This window comes from Nocardia arizonensis (genome assembly GCF_001310275.1).
In the GTDB taxonomy this organism is placed as follows: domain Bacteria; phylum Actinomycetota; class Actinomycetes; order Mycobacteriales; family Mycobacteriaceae; genus Nocardia; species Nocardia arizonensis.
The window spans coordinates 38,691-57,134 of sequence record NZ_LGYZ01000011.1; the positions used below are offsets into that span (position 1 = coordinate 38,691).

General features: G+C 68.6%; 18 protein-coding genes. 14 read left to right on the plus strand and 4 right to left on the minus strand.

What is annotated here, in order from left to right; all coding sequences use genetic code 11:
* Positions 1–23: 23 nt before the first annotated feature.
* Positions 24–998 carry a quinone oxidoreductase family protein gene (locus APZ21_RS02055; protein WP_054811535.1) on the minus strand — a complete coding sequence of 325 codons (975 nt, stop codon included), beginning with the start codon at positions 996–998 and terminating at the stop codon, positions 24–26.
* An 88-nt stretch (positions 999–1,086) separates the two neighbouring features.
* Here APZ21_RS02055 and APZ21_RS02060 point away from each other — a divergent pair, with 88 nt between their 5' ends.
* Positions 1,087–1,650 carry a TetR/AcrR family transcriptional regulator gene (locus tag APZ21_RS02060; RefSeq protein ID WP_054811479.1) on the plus strand — a complete coding sequence of 188 codons (564 nt, stop codon included), beginning with the start codon at positions 1,087–1,089 and terminating at the stop codon, positions 1,648–1,650.
* A gap of 12 nt (positions 1,651–1,662) precedes the next feature.
* Here APZ21_RS02060 and APZ21_RS02065 read toward each other — a convergent pair whose 3' ends face one another.
* The 3 genes from APZ21_RS02065 to APZ21_RS02075 form a co-directional block, all read right to left on the minus strand.
* Positions 1,663–2,373 (minus strand): HD domain-containing protein, encoded by a 711-nt coding sequence (locus tag APZ21_RS02065; RefSeq protein ID WP_054811480.1) that lies wholly within the window; start codon positions 2,371–2,373, stop codon positions 1,663–1,665.
* A 72-nt stretch (positions 2,374–2,445) separates the two neighbouring features.
* Positions 2,446–3,072, minus strand: a complete 627-nt coding sequence (locus APZ21_RS02070) for an alpha-ketoglutarate-dependent dioxygenase AlkB (protein ID WP_054811481.1) — start codon at positions 3,070–3,072, stop codon at positions 2,446–2,448.
* Between the two features lie 33 nt (positions 3,073–3,105).
* Positions 3,106–3,699, minus strand: coding sequence for a TetR/AcrR family transcriptional regulator (locus APZ21_RS02075; protein ID WP_054811482.1), 594 nt, complete (start codon positions 3,697–3,699; stop codon positions 3,106–3,108).
* A 137-nt stretch (positions 3,700–3,836) separates the two neighbouring features.
* Between APZ21_RS02075 and APZ21_RS02080 the strand changes: the two genes are divergently transcribed.
* The 13 genes from APZ21_RS02080 to metK all read left to right on the plus strand — a co-directional run bounded on the left by APZ21_RS02080 (position 3,837) and on the right by metK (position 18,380).
* Positions 3,837–4,697, plus strand: a complete 861-nt coding sequence (locus APZ21_RS02080) for an SAM-dependent methyltransferase (protein WP_239476449.1) — start codon at positions 3,837–3,839, stop codon at positions 4,695–4,697.
* A gap of 157 nt (positions 4,698–4,854) precedes the next feature.
* Positions 4,855–5,484, plus strand: a complete 630-nt coding sequence (pyrR, locus tag APZ21_RS02085; protein ID WP_054811483.1) for a bifunctional pyr operon transcriptional regulator/uracil phosphoribosyltransferase PyrR — start codon at positions 4,855–4,857, stop codon at positions 5,482–5,484.
* Positions 5,481–6,440: an aspartate carbamoyltransferase catalytic subunit gene (locus APZ21_RS02090; protein ID WP_054811484.1), complete on the plus strand. Its 960-nt coding sequence runs from the start codon at positions 5,481–5,483 to the stop codon at positions 6,438–6,440. Before pyrR ends, APZ21_RS02090 begins: the two co-directional genes overlap by 4 nt.
* Before the next feature lie 78 nt (positions 6,441–6,518).
* Positions 6,519–7,820 carry a dihydroorotase gene (locus APZ21_RS02095; protein ID WP_054811485.1) on the plus strand — a complete coding sequence of 434 codons (1,302 nt, stop codon included), beginning with the start codon at positions 6,519–6,521 and terminating at the stop codon, positions 7,818–7,820.
* Positions 7,820–8,317, plus strand: coding sequence for a PH-like domain-containing protein (locus tag APZ21_RS02100; protein ID WP_054811486.1), 498 nt, complete (start codon positions 7,820–7,822; stop codon positions 8,315–8,317). Before APZ21_RS02095 ends, APZ21_RS02100 begins: the two co-directional genes overlap by 1 nt.
* Positions 8,314–9,441 (plus strand): glutamine-hydrolyzing carbamoyl-phosphate synthase small subunit, encoded by a 1,128-nt coding sequence (gene carA, locus APZ21_RS02105; protein WP_054811487.1) that lies wholly within the window; start codon positions 8,314–8,316, stop codon positions 9,439–9,441. The genes APZ21_RS02100 and carA overlap by 4 nt, the downstream gene beginning before the upstream one ends.
* Entirely contained in the window at positions 9,441–12,779 is a 3,339-nt protein-coding gene (carB, locus tag APZ21_RS02110) for a carbamoyl-phosphate synthase large subunit (protein ID WP_054811488.1), read from the plus strand. Before carA ends, carB begins: the two co-directional genes overlap by 1 nt.
* A gap of 51 nt (positions 12,780–12,830) precedes the next feature.
* Complete coding sequence (pyrF, locus tag APZ21_RS02115) at positions 12,831–13,655, plus strand: orotidine-5'-phosphate decarboxylase (RefSeq protein WP_054811537.1); 825 nt, start codon at positions 12,831–12,833, stop codon at positions 13,653–13,655.
* A gap of 670 nt (positions 13,656–14,325) precedes the next feature.
* Positions 14,326–14,646 carry an integration host factor, actinobacterial type gene (gene mihF / locus APZ21_RS02120; protein WP_040708330.1) on the plus strand — a complete coding sequence of 107 codons (321 nt, stop codon included), beginning with the start codon at positions 14,326–14,328 and terminating at the stop codon, positions 14,644–14,646.
* Positions 14,647–14,654: 8 nt separating this feature from the next.
* A complete protein-coding gene (gene gmk, locus APZ21_RS02125; RefSeq protein ID WP_054811489.1) occupies positions 14,655–15,236 on the plus strand; it encodes a guanylate kinase in 582 nt (193 codons plus the stop codon).
* 122 nt (positions 15,237–15,358) lie between these two features.
* Positions 15,359–15,634, plus strand: a complete 276-nt coding sequence (gene rpoZ / locus APZ21_RS02130; RefSeq protein ID WP_040708326.1) for a DNA-directed RNA polymerase subunit omega — start codon at positions 15,359–15,361, stop codon at positions 15,632–15,634.
* A gap of 55 nt (positions 15,635–15,689) precedes the next feature.
* A complete protein-coding gene (gene coaBC, locus APZ21_RS02135; RefSeq protein WP_054811490.1) occupies positions 15,690–16,916 on the plus strand; it encodes a bifunctional phosphopantothenoylcysteine decarboxylase/phosphopantothenate--cysteine ligase CoaBC in 1,227 nt (408 codons plus the stop codon).
* A gap of 252 nt (positions 16,917–17,168) precedes the next feature.
* Entirely contained in the window at positions 17,169–18,380 is a 1,212-nt protein-coding gene (gene metK / locus APZ21_RS02140) for a methionine adenosyltransferase (RefSeq protein WP_082392751.1), read from the plus strand.
* Positions 18,381–18,444 lie beyond the last annotated feature (64 nt).

The following is an 18,444-nucleotide window of genomic DNA, read 5'->3' on the forward strand; positions in this document are numbered from 1 at the left end:
CCTGCGCAACCGGCGATAGAGGGTCAGATGCCCGCCGGGCTGAGGATGATCTTGCCGAGCGGGATGCGCCCCTCGACCAGACGGTGCGCTTCGGCGGCGCTGTCGAGCGGCAGAATGGATTCGACGTGGGTGTCGAGCCTGCCCGTGGCGGCGAGTTCCAGTGCCCGAGCACGCTGTTCGGCGACGCCCGCGAGCCAGTGGGAACCCGCGCAGCCGATGAAGGTGAGTCCGCGCGCGATCAGGTCCGCGGCCGTCACCGCCGCGGGTGCGCCGGAGAGGAATCCGTAGCCGAGCATGCGGCCCGACAGCGGGGTGAGGACATCGAGCAGCGCGGTCGAGGTATCGCCGCCGATGGAGTCGAAGATCACTTCGACGGTGGAGTCGCCGAGTCGCTCGCGCAGGCGGGCGGGCCAGTGCGGGTCGCGGTGGTCGAAGACCTCCTCGGCGCCGAGTGCGCGAGCGCGTGCGGCTTTGGCGGGTCCGCCTGCGGTGGCCAGCACGCGCGCGCCGCTTCGGGCGGCCTGCTGGGTCAGCGCGGCACCGACACCGGTGGCGCCGGCCTGCACCAGGACGGTCTCGCCGTTGTCGACGGCGGCCGCGTCGAGTAGGGCGAGCGCCACCGAACCACTCATGAGCGCCGCGGCCGCGTCGGCGGCGGCCAGGCCCTCGGGGACGGGTGTCGTCGAGGCCGCGGGCGCGGCGACATATTCGGCGTAGGCGCCGAAATCGGACGTCGCGACGGCGACCCGGCGACCGACGAGCGCCGGATCGACCCCGGGCCCGATCTCGGCCACGACGCCGACCGCCTCGAAGCCGAAGACCAGCGGCGGCGCGACCGCCAGGGGAAACGCCCCCGAACGCAACGCCGTCTCCGGATAGAGGACCGGAATCGCTTCCGCGCGAATCACCAGCTCGCCCGTACCTGGGACGGGCCGGGGCACTTCGCGACCCACCAGTACCTCGGGGCCGCCCACACCTGTCATTACGATTGCTCGCATCGAGAACTCCATAAGTTGACCGTTGGTCCATTTACGTCCGGAACTATATGGACCGTCGGTCAACTTTGTCTACACGGAAGTGGGTGCGATGCCGCGAGAACGCGCCGATGCCGCGCGCAATCGACGCGCCATCCTGGACGCGACCAGGGCATTGCTGGCCGAACACGGTGCCGAGGCGATCACCATGGAGCGGGTCGCGTCGGCGGCGGGCGTAGGCAAGGGCACGGTTTTCCATCGCTTCGGCAGTCGCGCGGGGCTGCTGCACGAGTTGATCGCCGAACCCGCCGTCGCCCTCATGGACGCCATCACCCACGGTGCACCACCGCTCGGACCGGGCGCACCGGCGACGCAGCGGCTGCCCGCCTACTTCGACGCGATGGCAGATCTCGTCATCGACAATCTCGAACTCGTCGTCGCCTACGGCGCCGTGCCGCCGCATCCGCGCAGCGAGGAATTCCACGCGTTCTGGGCCGCGCACATCACCGGACTGCTGCGCGAGGCGCGTCCTGACCTGGACGCGGAGACGATCGGCGCGCTGCTGCTGGCGCCCCTCGGCGGTGACCTCGCGGCCCGGATGGTGCGCGCCGGGCAGGCGGACCGGCTGCGCGCGGGTATACGGACGCTGGTGGAGTCGGTACTGCGCGCACCCTGAACGCGCCGCGGGTCAGTCGGCCAGGATCGCGTCGAAACGTTCGTCGGCGCGGTCGAGCTGGTCGAGAATGCGCTGCTTGACATGCTGGGCCAGCGGGGTATCCGGTCGGGTCACCAGGTCGCGGTAGATATCGGTCAGCGGACGGTATTTGGTGGCGAGTTTGGTCATGGCGGGGCCGGTCGCGTAGAGGATGCCAACCCCGTTGTCGGTGAAGTCCGAGAGTTTGACGATGCGCGCCCACGGCGCACGATCCAGGTCGGCGGCGATGTGGTCGCGGTACTGCTCGTGTTTGTCGCGTTCGGGATCGGGTTCGGGATTGGTGACGGCGGCGACGATGTCGGCGACCCGGGCGCCGAATCGGTCGGCGAGTGCGGCCAGGGCCGCGGTGCGCGCGTCGCCGTCACGATCTCCGGCGAGTTCCTCGGGGTGATCCTCGACCGCGTCGTGCAATAGTCCGGCCACGACGAGGTCGGAGTCGCGTACTTCGTAGTGGCTCACGATTCGTATCGTGACGCGCAGCAGATGGCTGAGATACGGTTCGCGGCCGTAGCGATCGTCGCGATGCAGGTGCGCGGCGAGTTCGAGTGCGTCGGTGAGTCGTTCGGGTCCGGGGAGACCGGCGATCTCCAGCAGTAGTCGTTCTCGCAGTCCGGCTTCGCCGTAGACCTCGCTGATCGTGTGCAGCGGCATCACGGCCAAGACCCCCGCCCCAGGATTGCTCATACCCGTCAATGTATCCGCGCCGCGAACCCGACGCCGTGTGTCATGGCACTTGTCGTCCGCGGTCACCCTCCGCTATCGAACGCCGCGCGGCCGGAACTGGATGCTGATTCGCGGGCCGGTGGGCCTGCGCGATTTCGGCACCGCGTGCTCCCACGTGCGTTGACAGGAGCCGCCCATCACCAGCAGGTCGCCGTGTCCGACCCGGAAGCGCAGAGTCGCGCCGCCGCCGCGCGGGCGCAGCAGCAGTGCCCGCGGCGCGCCGACGGAGATGATCGCGACGAGGGTGTCATGGGTCGCGCCGCGGCCGATGGTGTCGCCGTGCCAGGCGACGCTGTCGCGTCCGTCGCGGTAGTAGCAGAGTCCGGCGGTGCGGAACGGTTCGCCGAGTTCCCCGCGGTAATGCGCGCTGAGCATGTCGCGCGCACGGTCGAGGGCGGCATCCGGCAGTGCCTCGTCCTCGCGGTAGAACCGCAGCAGCCGCGGCACATCGACGACCCGGTCGTACATGGGGCGGCGTTCGGCGTGCCATTCCACGCGTGTGGCGAGCCGGTCGAACAGTAAGTCGGCGCCGCGCACCCAGCCCGGCAGCACGTCGACCCAGGCGCCTTCGGTGAGCGCGGTGCGGTGCGCACCCGCGAGCGATCCGACCTCGATCTCATCGAATCCGTCGAACAGCGAACCTTGCAGCGGTGTCGACACGCGTTCGAACGTACACCGAATCGAACGTATGTGCTAGCAAATCTCGGACGGCGTGGCCGGTGTCGCGTCCAGGATATTCAGCGCGATCCGCTTGGCCGCGGCATTGGACAGCTCGTCGGTGAGCGGCAGATCGCCCATCATGGCCAGACTCCAGCTGATCGCCAACAGCGCCTGACGGGCGTGGAAGACCGCGAGCGGTTCGCGCTCGGGCGCGGTCATCAGATCGGCGAGGGTGCGGAACTGATAGCGCAGCACGGTCCCGAAGCCGAGTTCGCGGAAGGCGGGCTGGTTCTCGTGCCAGAACCGGACCATGTCGCGGCCGAGTCCGTGCAGCAGATCGCTGTAGCGCGAAAGGATCTCGCGCGCGCGTGCGGGACCCGCCTGCGTCGCCTCGGCCCAGTCGACGATCTCGTCGACGCCCCGGCGCAAATCCTCCGACAGGCTCGCGACGATGTCCTCCTTGGTGCGGAAGTGGTAGTACAGCGCCGCCTTGGTGACCCCGAGGCGCTCGGCGATCTCACGCAGCGAGGTCTTGTCGTAGCCGCGCTCGGAGAACAGTTCCATGGCGACGGCGCGGATCCGCTCCCTGGTATCGCTGCGGCGTCCGTCCGTGCGGGGTCCGTCCATGAATTCCGCATCCCTTCTCGACCTTCGGCGGGAGACTTGACCTTCGGCAGGAGAGAAGCCTAGTCTCGCCGCGGTTCCAAAATAGCTAGCCGGTCGTCTAGCTAAATTAAGCTGAATTAACCGAAGGGGAGCGCGTCATGTCCGAGGAACGGGTCGAGGTGCCGATGGCGGGAGTCGCGATGACGGCGATCGGGGTCGCGATCATCCGCGCGTGGGAGTCCGAACGCGCCGATCGGCTCTACGACGATCCGCTCGCGTGGGAGTTCGTCGCCGCCGCGCGCGGGGGTTTCGAAAGCGTCGAGGGCGGCGCGCAACGATGGGCGCGGGTCGAGGCGCTGGCCGAACAGTTCTTCGAAGGCAGGACGACGGCGGTGCGCGCGGTGGACGACGAGATCGCCCGCGCGGTCGGCGAGGGATGCGCGCAGATCGTCGTGCTCGGCGCGGGACTCGACACCCGCGCCTACCGCATGGCGTTGCCGCCCGAGATCGTCGTCTTCGAACTCGACCTGCCCGAACTGTTCGCCTTCAAGGAACCGGTACTGGCCGCGGCGGGCGCCCGTCCGACCTGTGCGCGCCGCGTTGTCCCGGTGGATCTGCGCGGGGACTGGGACGAACCGCTGCGCGCGGCGGGGTTCCGCGCCGACGTGCGTACCCAATGGGTGGACGAGGGAGTGCTCGGCTATCTCGCCCGCACCGACGCGCTGCGGTTGGTCGAACGGCTGACCGAATTGTCCGCGCCGGGAAGTATTTTCGGCCTCGGCCGATTCGACGTCGACTCGCAGTCCGATCGGTACACGGCACTGCGGCAGTTGGTGCGCGGCGAACACGGTGAACCGCTGCCCGAGGCCGGGCTCGGCCCGGACGGCGAACGGTGGCTGGCCGAACACGGCTGGGCGACCCGTTTCGAGAGCTGGGAGGATCTGGTCGCGGGGTTCGCCCGGTCGGAGGTCGTGTACGGACCGGGTGTGGGAATCGTGCGCGCCGTGCATCGGAGCTGAAATCGGGCCGGTGTCGCCGCATCGGCCCGCGGCTCGCGCGTGGCCGGGCTCACATCGCGATACGCCTGGTGAAAGCCCCCAGGGAAGCGCTGTTAGGCTGCAAAGCCGTAAGGCATCCTTTAACGGACCGTCCGGTGAGGCGGGGAAGGAGGTCGGCATGGCTGTGCCCGGAGAGCGGGCCGCCAAAGCCGCCGAGGTATCGCAGCGGCACACTCCCGAGTGGGTGGCGGCGGGGCGCGAACTGCTGTCGCCCTCCGATGTCGGGCGGACGATCGCGCGCATTGCGCATCAGATCATCGAGAAGACCGCCCTCGACTCGGGCGAGCCCGCCACCCCGCGCGTGGTGCTGATCGGCATTCCGACCCGCGGTACCACCCTGGCCGCCCGGCTCACCGAGAAGATCGAGGAGTTCTCCGGCGTCCGTCCCGCGCTCGGCTCCCTCGACATCACCCTCTACCGCGACGATTTGCGCACCCGCCCGCACCGCCCGCTCGAACGGACCTCGGTGCCGGAGGGCGGCATCGATGACGCACTGGTCGTCCTCGTCGACGATGTGCTGTTCTCCGGGCGCACCGTGCGATCGGCGCTGGACGGACTGCGCGACCTCGGCAGGCCGCGCGCGGTGCAGCTGGCGGTGCTCATCGATCGTGGTCACCGCGAGCTGCCCATCCGCGCCGATTTCGTCGGCAAGAACGTGCCGACCTCGCGGGCGGAGGACATCTCGGTGCTGCTCACCGAGCACGACGGCCGTGACGGCGTCTACCTGCACCAGGAGCAGAGCCGATGAGGCATCTGCTGTCGGTCACCGATCTGGACCGCGACGCGGCCACCGAACTGCTCGACGAGGCCGAACGGTTCGAGCAGGCGCTGCTCGGACGCGAGGTGCACAAACTGCCGACGCTGCGCGGACGCACGGTGATGACGGTCTTCTACGAGAATTCCACCCGCACCAGAGTCTCCTTCGAGGTCGCGGGCAAGTGGATGAGCGCCGATGTCATCAATGTCAGCGCGAGCAGCTCCTCGGTATCCAAGGGCGAATCGCTGCGCGACACCGCGCTCACCCTGCACGCCGCGGGCGCGGACGCGCTGATCGTGCGCCATCCCGCCTCGGGCGCGGCGCATCAGATCGCGCGATGGATGGACGCGTGGGCGGCCGCCGACGGCGGATCAGCGCCCGCGATCGTCAACGCGGGCGACGGTACGCACGAACATCCCACCCAGGCGCTGCTCGACGCGCTGACCTTACGCCAGCGACTCGGCGACGTAGCCGGCAGGCGGGTCGTGATCGTCGGCGACATCCTGCACAGCCGGGTCGCGCGATCCAATGTCTTCCTGCTGCACACCCTCGGCGCGGAGGTGGTGCTCGTCGCGCCGCGCACACTGCTGCCGGTCGGGGTGGAGGCGTGGCCCGCGCGCGTGGCCCATTCGCTCGACGCCGAACTGCCCGGTGCGGACGCGGTGCTCATGCTGCGGGTGCAGGCCGAACGCATGAACGGCGGCTTCTTCCCGTCGGCGCGCGAGTACGCGGTGCGCTACGGATTGTCCGAACGCAGGCTGGCGCTGCTCGCCGAGCACGCGGTGGTACTGCATCCCGGCCCGATGCTGCGCGGCATGGAAATCGCGTCCACGGTGGCGGATTCACCGCGCGCCGCGATCCTGCGCCAGGTCACCAACGGTGTGCACATGCGCATGGCGGTGCTGTTCCGACTGCTGATCGGTGCCAGGGAAGAGGTACTCGCGTGAGCGGCGGTGCGGAGCGACCGCGTGTGCGGGCATGTGGCGCGCCGGAATTCGCACGGATCGAGCACGAAGGAGTGCGGCATGGGTGATCTGATCATCAGGGACGCGCGGCCGTACGGCGAGGGTGAGCCGGTCGACGTGCTGGTGCGCGACGGGGTGATCGTGGCGATAGGCGCGGAGCGTGGCGCCGCGCCCGATGCCGAGGTCATCGAGGCGAACGGGCAGATCCTGCTGCCGGGTTTCGTCGATTTGCACACCCATCTGCGCGAACCCGGCCGCGAGGACACCGAGACCATCGAGACCGGGTCGATCGCCGCGGCCCGCGGCGGATACACCGCGGTCTTCGCCATGGCCAACACCGATCCGGTGGCCGATTCGGTGGTCGTCACCGATCATGTGTGGCGACGCGGGCAGGAGGTCGGTCTCGTCGACGTCTACCCGGTGGGCGCGGTCACCGTCGGATTGAAGGGCGAGCAGCTCGCCGAGATGGGCACGATGGCCGAGGGTGTCGGCGCCGTCCGCATGTTCTCCGACGACGGCCATTGCGTCCACGACCCGCTGATCATGCGGCGCGCGCTCGAGTACTCGAACTCACTCGGCGTGCTCATCGCCCAGCACGCGGAGGAGCCGCGCCTGACCGTCGGCGCGGTGGCGCACGAGGGGCCGACCGCGGCTCGTCTCGGTCTGGCCGGATGGCCGCGCGCGGCGGAGGAATCCATCGTCGCCCGCGACGCGCTGCTGGCCCGCGACGCGGGCGCGCGCGTGCACATCTGCCACGCCTCCACCGCGGGCACCGTGGAACTGGTGAAATGGGCTAAGTCCCAGGGGATTTCGATCACCGCCGAGGTCACGCCGCACCATCTGCTGCTCGACGATTCACGACTCGAGACCTACGACGCGGTCAACAAGGTGAATCCGCCGCTGCGGGAGAGCTCCGACGCGCAGGCATTGCGGCGCGCGCTGGCCGAGGGCATCGTCGACTGTGTCGCCACCGATCACGCCCCGCACGCCGAGCAGGACAAATGCTGCGAATTCGCCGCGGCGCGGCCGGGCATGCTCGGTCTGGAGACCGCGCTGTCGATCGTCGTGGCGACCATGGTCGAGCCCGGACTGCTCGACTGGCGCGCAGTCGCGCGGGTGATGAGCGAGCGGCCCGCCGCGATCGTCGGACTCGACGAGCACGGCCGCCCGATCGCGGTGGGCGAACCCGCCAACCTCACGCTGGTCGACCCGCATGCGAGCTGGACCGTGCACGCCGACGAGCTCGCCAGCATCTCGAACAACACCCCGTTCGAGAACATGACGTTCCCGGCGAAGGTGACGACAACGGTCTTGCGCGGCCGGATCACCGTCCGCGACGGCATGGCGGTGGGAGGTCGTTAATGGAGAGAGCACTGTGGGTGGTCGGACTGCTGGCGCTGTTCGCGCTGTGCGTGTGGTTGATGTGGCGCGGATGGCACAACCGCGCGGCCCGGCAGGCCGAACGCATCGGCGAGCTGCCGACGGTGCCCGCGGAACTGGGCGCGCAGGTGCTCGAACCGACGACCGGCCTGTATCTGGGCAGCACCGTCGCGCCCAGTTGGCAGGACCGGATCGCCGTGGGGGATCTGGGTTTCCGCGCCACGGCCGAACTCACGCGCTTCGAGCGCGGCATCCTGCTCGAACGCGACGGCGCCACGGTGATCTGGATTCCGCAGGAGTCCATCACCGCCGTGCGCACCGAGCGCGGGCACGCGGGCAAGGTGATGACCGAAGGCGGTGTGCTGGTAATTCGCTGGAAGCTGCCGACCGGAACCGAGATAGACACCGGTTTCCGTGGTGACGACAAGACGGTGTACCCGGCGTGGGCCAGGGCGATGACGGGAGATGACGAGACATGAGCGAGACGGGCGGAACCGCCGCCGCTGCCCTGGTTCTGGAGGATGGCCGGATCTTTCGCGGCACCGCCTACGGCGCCGTCGGCCAGACCCTCGGGGAAGCGGTGTTCTGCACCGCGATGACCGGGTATCAGGAGACGCTGACCGATCCGAGCTACCACCGTCAGATCGTGGTGGCCGCTGCACCGCAGATCGGCAATACCGGCTGGAACGACGAGGACGACGAATCCGGCCGGATCTGGGTCGCCGGATACGTGGTGCGCGATCCCGCGCGCCGCGTCTCCAACTGGCGCGCCACCACCAGCCTGCCCGAGGCGATGCGCCGCCAGGACGTGGTCGGCATCGCGGGCGTCGACACCCGCGCGCTGGTGCGCCACCTGCGCACCAGCGGTTCGATGAAGGCGGGCATCTTCTCCGGCCCGGCGCTGGGCGATGCCGAGGAACTGCTCGCCCGCGTCACCGGTCAGCCCTCCATGCTCGGCGCGGACCTGGCCGGCGAGGTCAGCACCGAGTCGCTCTACACCATCGAGCCGACCGGAGAACGCCGCCGCACCGTTGTCGCGGTCGATCTCGGCATCAAGACCAATACCCCGCGGATGTTCGCCGCACGCGGCATGCGGGTGCACGTGGTGCCCGCGACCACCTCGATCGAGCAGATCCTCGAACTCGCGCCCGACGGGGTGTTCCTGTCCAACGGACCCGGTGACCCGGCCACCCAGGACGGCGCGGTCGCGCTGACCCGCGGTGTGCTCGAACGCGGGCTGCCGCTGTTCGGCATCTGCTTCGGCAATCAGATCCTGGGCCGTGCGCTTGGCCGCGGCACCTACAAGATGAAGTTCGGTCATCGCGGCATCAACATCCCGGTCGTCGAGCACGAGACCGGCCGCATCTCGATCACCGCGCAGAACCACGGATTCGCGCTGGAGGGCGAGCGCGGGGAGCGGTTCGACACCCCGTTCGGCCGGGCCGAGGTCAGCCACGTCTGCGCCAACGACGGCACCGTCGAAGGCTTGCGCCTGGTCGACGGCCGCGCGTTCTCCGTGCAGTACCACCCGGAGGCCGCCGCCGGACCGCACGACGCCGCCTATCTCTTCGACCGTTTCGCCGGTCTCATGGAAGGAGCCTGATGCCTCGCCGCCAGGATCTCGAGCACATTCTGGTCATCGGTTCAGGACCGATCGTCATCGGCCAGGCGTGCGAATTCGACTACTCCGGCACCCAGGCGTGCCGGGTGCTGCGGTCCGAGGGACTGCGCGTATCGCTGGTGAACTCCAATCCGGCGACCATCATGACCGACCCGGAATTCGCCGACTCCACCTATGTGGAGCCGATCACCCCGGAATTCGTCGAGAAGGTCATCGAGAAGGAACGCCCGGACGCGATCCTGGCCACCCTCGGCGGCCAGACCGCGCTCAACACCGCGGTCGCCCTGCACGAACGCGGTGTGCTGGCGAAATTCGACGTCGAGCTGATCGGCGCCGACTTCGAGGCCATCCAGCGCGGCGAGGACCGCCAGAAGTTCAAGGACATCGTCGCCGAGGTCGGCGGCGAGAGCGCCCGGTCAAGGGTCTGCTTCACCATGGACGAAGTCCGCGAGACCGTGGCCGAACTGGGCTTCCCCGTGGTGGTGCGGCCGTCGTTCACCATGGGCGGTCTCGGTTCCGGCATGGCATACGACCACGACGATCTCGACCGCATCGCGGGCGGCGGTCTGGCCGCCTCGCCCACCGCGAACGTGCTCATCGAGGAATCCATCCTCGGATGGAAGGAATACGAGCTCGAACTTATGCGCGACGGCCGCGACAACGTGGTGGTCGTCTGCTCGATCGAAAACGTCGACCCGATGGGCGTGCACACCGGCGACTCGGTCACCGTCGCGCCCGCCATGACCCTCACCGACCGCGAATACCAGCGCATGCGCGATCTCGGCATCGCCATTCTGCGCGAGGTCGGCGTCGACACCGGCGGCTGCAATATCCAGTTCGCGGTGAACCCGGCCGACGGCCGCCTCATCGTCATCGAGATGAATCCGCGCGTATCGCGGTCCTCGGCGCTGGCCTCCAAGGCGACCGGCTTCCCGATCGCCAAGATCGCCGCCAAACTCGCCATCGGCTACACCCTCGACGAGATCGTCAACGACATCACCAAGGAAACCCCCGCCTGTTTCGAGCCGACGCTCGACTACGTGGTGGTCAAGGCGCCGCGATTCGCCTTCGAGAAGTTCCCGGGCGCCGATCCGACGCTGACAACCACCATGAAGTCGGTGGGTGAGGCGATGTCGCTCGGCCGCAACTTCTCCGAGGCCCTCGGCAAGGTGCTGCGCTCGCTGGAGACCAAGGCCGCGGGTTTCTGGACTCTCGACGACGGCCCGTGGGCCCCGGTGGACGGCGATGTCGACGCCGCGATCGAGGCCATCCTGAGCGATCTGCGCACCCCGACCGAAGGGCGCATCTACCAGGTCGAACGCGCGCTGCGGCTGGGCGCCGACATCGAGGCCGTCGCGCAGGCGTCCGGTATCGACCCGTGGTTCGTCGCCGAGATCGCCGGACTGGTCGACCTGCGCCGCGAGATCCTCGACGCTCCCGTCCTGGACGAACCGCTGCTGCGCCGCGCCAAGCACTACGGATTGTCCGACTGCCAGATCGCCGTGCTGCGTCAGGAACTCGCGGGCGAGACCGGGGTGCGGGCGCTGCGCCACCGCCTCGGGGTGCGCCCGGTCTTCAAGACCGTCGACACCTGCGCCGCGGAATTCGAGGCCAAGACCCCATACCACTACTCGGCCTACGAACTCGATCCGGCCGCCGAGTCGGAGGTCGCGCCGCAGCGCGAACGCGAGAAGGTGATCATTCTCGGGTCCGGGCCCAACCGCATCGGTCAGGGCATCGAGTTCGACTACTCCTGCGTGCACGCGGCGCAGACGCTCTCGCAGGCCGGATACGAGACGGTCATGGTCAACTGCAATCCCGAGACCGTCTCCACCGACTACGACACCGCCGACAGGCTCTACTTCGAACCGCTGACCTTCGAGGACGTGCTCGAGGTCTATCACGCCGAATGCGAGTCCGGCACGGTCGCCGGTGTCATCGTGCAGCTGGGCGGCCAGACCCCGCTGGGGCTGGCGCAGCGGCTCACCGACGCGGGCGTACCGGTCGTCGGCACCAGCGCCGCCGCGATCGACCTGGCCGAGGACCGGGGCGAATTCGGCGATGTGCTGGTCGCTGCCGGTCTGCCCGCGCCCAGATACGGCACCGCCACCACGGTCGAGCAGGCCAAGAGGATCGCCGCGAGCATCGGTTATCCGGTGCTGGTGCGGCCGTCGTACGTGCTCGGCGGTCGCGGTATGGAGATCGTCTACGACGAGACCGCGCTCAAGGGCTACATCTCCCGCGCCACCGAGCTCAGCCCGGACCGACCGGTGCTGGTGGACCGCTTCCTCGAGGACGCCATCGAGATCGACGTGGACGCGCTGTGCGACGGCGAGGAGGTCTATCTCGGCGGTGTCATGGAACATATCGAGGAAGCGGGCATCCACTCCGGCGACTCGGCCTGCGCGCTGCCCCCGATCACCCTCGGCCGCAGCGATATCGAAGCGGTGCGGCGCTCCACGGTCGCGCTGGCCAAGGGCATCGGCGTCAAGGGTCTGCTGAATGTGCAGTACGCGCTGAAGGACGACGTGCTCTACGTGCTCGAGGCCAATCCGCGCGCGAGCCGAACGGTACCCTTCGTCTCCAAGGCCACCGCGGTGCCGCTTGCCAAGGCGGCGGCGCGGATCACCATGGGCGCCACCATCGCCGAACTGCGCAAGGAGGGCATGCTGCCCGCCGAGGGCGACGGCGGTCATGTGCCGCTGGACGCACCGGTCGCGGTGAAGGAGGCGGTGCTGCCTTTCCATCGCTTCCGCCGTGCCGACGGCAGCGGCGTGGATTCGCTGCTCTCCCCGGAGATGAAGTCCACCGGTGAGGTCATGGGCATCGACGCCGATTTCGGCACCGCCTTCGCCAAGAGTCAGGCCGCGGCCTACGGATCGCTGCCCACCGAGGGCACGGTCTTCGTCTCGATCGCCAACCGCGACAAGCGCGCGATGGTGTTCCCGGTGAAGCGGCTGCACGATCTCGGATTCCGTATCCTCGCCACCGAGGGCACCGCGGAGATGCTGCGCCGCAACGGCATTCCGTGCGAGCGGGTGCGCAAGCACTCCGAACCGGCCACTTCGGCCGAGGACGGTCCCTCGATCGTGGAGCAGATCCGCGACGGTGAGATCGACATGGTCTTCAACACCCCGTACGGCAATTCCGGTCCGCGCGTCGACGGTTACGAAATCCGCACCGCGGCGGTCGGGGTGAACATTCCGTGCATCACCACGGTGCAGGGTGCGGCCGCGGCCGTGCAGGGCATCGAGGCGAGTATCAACGGCGGCCTCGGCGTGCGGTCGTTGCAGGAACTGCATTCGGTGCTGCGTGGCTGAATCGCACGCGGCCACGGCAGGAAAGGCGACCACGGTGGAAAGGCGATGGGCATGACGACCTTCGGTGACCGGTTGCGACAGGCGACGGCGCGCTTCGGTCCCGTCTGCGTCGGAATCGACCCGCATCCGCCGCTGCTGGCGGCCTGGGGGCTGACCGAGGACGTCGCGGGGGTCGAGCGGTTCGCCGACATCTGCGTCGAGGCCTTCGCGGGCGCGGTGGCGCTGGTCAAACCGCAGGTCGCCTTCTTCGAGCCGTACGGTTCCGGCGGAATCGCGGTGCTGGAGCGCACGATTGCGGCTCTGCGCGCCACGGGCACGCTGGTGCTCGCCGACGCCAAGCGCGGCGACATCGGATCGACGATGGACGCCTACGCCCGCGCCTGGCTCGGTGACGGACCACTCGGCTCCGACGCCGTGACGGTTTCGCCGTATCTCGGATTCGGGTCTCTCACCCCGGCTCTGGATCTGGCGCGCACCAATGACCGCGGGGTGTTCGTCCTCGCGGCGACCTCGAATCCCGAGGGCGGCCAGGTGCAGCGCGTGGTGGCGGCCGACGGGCGCACGATCGCCCAGACGATGGTGGACGAGGCGGCGCGGGTCAATGGCGATGCCGCCTTCGGCTCGGTGGGTGTGGTGGTCGGCGCCACCCTGGACGAGGCCCCGGATGTGACCGAACTCAACGGCCCGATCCTCATGCCGGGGGTCGGAGCCCAAGGCGGCGGTCCGGCCGGTGTTCGCGCGCTGGTGCCCGAGGCGGTACTGGCCTCGGTGGTGCCCGCGGTGTCGCGGGAAGTGCTGCGCGCGGGCCCGTCGGTAGCCGAGTTGCGCGGCGCGCTCGGCGCGATGCAGGACGAGTTCGCCTTCCTGCGTCGCTGACGTCCCTTCGTCCATACGCACCCGGGCATCGCGATCGCCGAGGCCCGGGTTATTTCCATGCCCTCCGAGGCGGCCGGTTTCGCCCCCGACGCGTTCGCGCCAGTGTCCGCCATGTGTCAGTGCGGCAGGCTGTGTTGCATCAGCACTGTGTTGCATGGGCGCCTGTTGCGCCGGGGCGGTCTTGCCGCGTGTCCAGACGCCGTTCTACGTCGATTCCGCGGGAGTGTCGTCCGGCGGGAGCGGGTAACCCGTTCTCGGACCTCCAGCGCGCGTTCGGGCCGTTCCGGCGCGGCGTCGAGGGCCATCGATGGGACATGTGTTCGATACGACACGCGGGAGTTCGCGTCGACACGCGGAAAAATTCCGGAAAGTTCCTGGTAGGGCGCATGTGTGGTAGCCAACGCGTCCGGCGGGCTCGTCGCAACTGTTCCGCTATCGTTCCGATTTCCTGAAAATCCCCTGGTCGCAGTGTATTTCATCGGAACGCCGCAGTGATCGCCGCGGCAATCGGGGCATCGCGCGCATCCGGGGGCGCGCGCCACTACGGCATGCGAAATCATGCGCTGACCTGGGGGGTGGGTTCGCAATTGGCGGACGGCGTGGGTACGGTCGCTGAGACTGTCGGGTTACCGGCGGTAGTTGATGCAATGAACGATGAGACGGAGGAACCGTGGCCCTTCCCCAGCTGACTGACGAGCAGCGCGCCGCTGCTTTGGAGAAGGCGGCGGCCGCTCGCCGCGCTCGGGCGGAGCTCAAGGAGCGTTTGAAGCGTGGCGGCACCGACCTGAAGAGTGTCCTCAAGGATGCCGAGACCGATGAGATCCTCGGCAAGATGAAGGTATCGGCGCTGCTGGAAGCCCTGCCCAAGGTCGGCAAGGTCAAGGCGGCCGAAATCATGACCGAACTGGAGATCGCCCCCACCCGTCGTCTGCGCGGACTCGGCGATCGGCAGCGCAAGGCGCTGTTGGCCCGGTTCGACTTCGACGCCTGATCACGAGGGTGGTCGAACACACGCGGAAGGGCCGACTGGTCGTACTGGTCGGCCCCTCGGCCGTCGGCAAATCTACGGTCGTGCGGTGCGTGCGGGAACGCCTGCCCGAACTGGTCTTCAGTGTGTCCGCGACAACCCGGGCCCCCCGGCCCGGGGAGGTCGACGGACTCGATTACCGGTTCGTCTCCCGAGACGAGTTCGACGCCATGATCGAGGCGGGCGAGCTGCTCGAGTGGGCGGAGATCCACGGCGGATTGCAGCGATCGGGCACACCGGCGGGTCCGGTGCGCGATGCGCTGCGGTCCGGGAAGAACGTGCTCGTCGAGGTCGATCTCGAGGGCGCGCGTTCGGTGCGCCGCGCCATTCCCGAGGCCATTCTGGTCTTCCTCGCCCCGCCGAGCTGGGACGAGTTGGTCTCCCGGATCACCTCGCGCGGCACTGAATCACCCGAGGTGATCGCACGTAGGCTGGAAACCGCCAGGGTCGAGTTGGCGGCCTGTGACGAGTTCGACACCGTCATCGTGAACGACGAGGTGACCAGCGCCTGTGAGCAGTTGGTATCGTTATTCGTTAGCACAAATTCGAGATAGGCGCCGCGCTTCGCCGCGATCCGCCGTCCCGAGCACCGCTGAGTTCTGAGCACCGCTGAGTTCTGAGCCCCGCCGAGTTCCGAGTCCCCTCGGTTCCACGACTACCCGCAGGAGCCTCCCTAGTGAGCGACACCAAGACCGTGCCCGCATACGACACACCGGTCGGCCTCACCAACCCGCCGATCGACGAGTTGCTCGAGCGCACGTCGTCCAAGTACGCGCTGGTCATCTACGCCGCCAAGCGGGCCAGACAGATCAACGACTACTACAACCAGCTCGGCGACGGCATCCTCGAATACGTCGGCCCGCTGGTCGAGCCGGGTCTGCAGGAGAAGCCGCTGTCGGTGGCCATGCGTGAGATCCACTCCGATCTGCTCGAACATTCCGAAGGCGAATAAGAGCGTCAGTCGTGCTCCCCACGCACGCGGGGAGCAGAGCCCACCCGGAGGGGTAGTGACCACACGGATCGTCGTCGGTGTCGGCGGAGGAATCGCCGCCTACAAGGCATGTGCCCTCGTCCGCCGCTTCACCGAGACCGGACACGACGTCAGGGTTGTCCCCACCGAGTCCGCCTTGCAGTTCATCGGCAAGGCGACCTTCGAGGCACTGTCGGGCAATCCGGTGCACACCGATGTGTTCACCGATGTCCCGCAGGTGCCGCACGTGCGGTTGGGGCAGGAAGCGGACCTCGTGGTCATCGCTCCCGCCACCGCCGACCTGATGGCGCGCGCCGCGCACGGGCGCGCCGACGACCTGCTCACCGCCACGTTGCTGACGGCCCGATGTCCGGTGGTGTTCGCACCCGCGATGCACACCGAGATGTGGGAGCATCCGGCGACGGTGGCCAATGTCGAAACCCTGCGCGAGCACGGCGCGATCGTCATGGAACCGGCCTCCGGCAGGCTCACCGGCACCGATACCGGACCGGGCAGGCTGCCCGAACCCGAGGAGATCTTCGGGCTGGTCATGCTGTTGCGGGAACGCGCCGACGCCATACCGCGCGATCTGGTCGGCCGTCGCGTCGTCATCACCGCGGGCGGTACCAGGGAACCGCTGGATCCGGTGCGTTTCCTCGGCAATCGCAGTTCCGGTAAGCAGGGCTACGCGCTGGCCAGGGTTGCCGCCCAGCGCGGAGCCCAGGTCACGCTCATCGCGGGCAATACCATCGAGATGGCCGCGCCCGCGGCGGTCGAACTGGTGCACGTCACCACCGCCGAACAGTTGAAGACCGCGGTGGACAAGCACGCCGTCGGCGCCGACGCGGTGATCATGGCCGCGGCGGTCGCGGATTTCCGTCCCACCAATGTGGCCGCCGCCAAGATCAAGAAGGGCGCGGGCGAACCCGACGTCATCGCGCTGACCAAGACCGACGACATTCTCGCCGGTCTGGTGCAGGCCAGACGCGACGGTCAACTGCCGGGCACCGCCATCGTGGGATTCGCCGCGGAGACCGGTGACGAACAGGGCGACGTCCTGACCCACGCGCGCGCCAAACTCGCGCGCAAGGGCTGTGATCTGCTGGTGGTCAACGCGGTCGGCGAGGGAAAGGCATTCGAGGTCGACACCAACGACGGCTGGTTACTCGGCGCCGACGGCACCGAACAGTCGCTCGATCACGGCTCCAAGGCGCTGCTCGCCAGCCGGGTTCTGGACGCGCTCGGGCCGCTGCTGCGGGCCTGATCCGTACTCGCGGCACACCGGACCGCACCGCGAGTCCGTTCCGCGAGTCCGGTCCGTGTTCGGCGCTTTCGGCCTGAATCGGCTCGTCGTTTGGGACAGTGGAGACGCGCGGTCGGTGTGTCGGCGTCCGGGAGCCACGCCAACACGTCGGTGGTTTGGAATAGTCTGAGGTCGAGGGTTGCGCAGTGGTGCCGGGCACTACTGTCGTGGTCCGGCAGATACGAGAAACCCGTTGAGGGAGAGGGAACAACTGTGCGCACGTCTGGCAGCCGCCTATTCACCAGTGAGTCCGTGACCGAGGGTCATCCGGACAAAATCTGTGACGCCATCAGCGATTCCATCCTCGACGCGTTGCTGACGCAGGATCCGCGCAGCCGGGTCGCGGTGGAGACGCTGGTGACCACCGGCCAGGTCCACGTCGCGGGCGAGGTCACGACCTCCGCGTACGCGGATATCCCGCGAATCGTCCGCGAGAAGGTTCTCGAGATCGGATACGACTCGTCGGCAAAGGGTTTCGACGGCAACTCCTGCGGTGTGAACATCGCGATCGGCGCCCAGTCGCCCGATATCGCCCAGGGCGTCGACACCTCGCACGAGGCGCGGGTCGGCGGTGAGGACGACGAGATCGCCAAGCAGGGCGCGGGCGACCAGGGCCTGATGTTCGGCTTCGCCACCGTCGACACCCCCGAGCTCATGCCGCTGCCCATCGCGCTCGCGCATCGCCTGTCGCGGCGGCTCACCGAGGTCCGCAAGTCGGGTGTGCTGCCCTATCTGCGCCCCGATGGCAAGACCCAGGTCACCATCGAATACGACGGTGATCGCGCGGTCCGCCTCGACACCGTCGTCATCTCCACCCAGCATGCCGCCGATATCGATCTCGACAACCTGCTCGCGCCCGATATTCGCGAGAAGGTCGTCGACTCGGTGCTGGCCGATCTGGATCTGCCCACGCTGGACACCTCCGCCATCCGCCTGCTGGTCAACCCGACGGGCAAATTCGTCCTCGGCGGACCCATGGGCGACGCCGGTCTGACCGGCCGCAAGATCATCGTCGACACCTACGGCGGTTTCGCCCGGCACGGCGGCGGCGCCTTCTCCGGCAAGGACCCGTCGAAGGTGGACCGCTCGGCCGCCTACGCCATGCGCTGGGTCGCCAAGAACGTCGTCGCGGGCGGTCTCGCCGACCGTGTGGAGGTCCAGGTCGCCTACGCCATCGGCAAGGCGGCCCCGGTCGGCCTGTTCGTGGAGACCTTCGGCACCGAGAAGGTGGATCCGATTCGGATCTCCTCGGCCATTACCGAGGTCTTCGACCTGCGTCCCGGCGCGATCATCCGCGATCTCGATCTGCTGCGCCCGATCTACGCGCCGACCGCCGCCTACGGCCACTTCGGCCGCACCGATATCGACCTGCCGTGGGAGCGCACCGACCGCGCGGACAAGCTGCGCGCCGCCGTCGGTCTCTGACGGCCCCGTGCGATTCCGGGTTGCCGCCGCGTGACTCGGCGCGCACAGACGAGCGCCGCCGTGT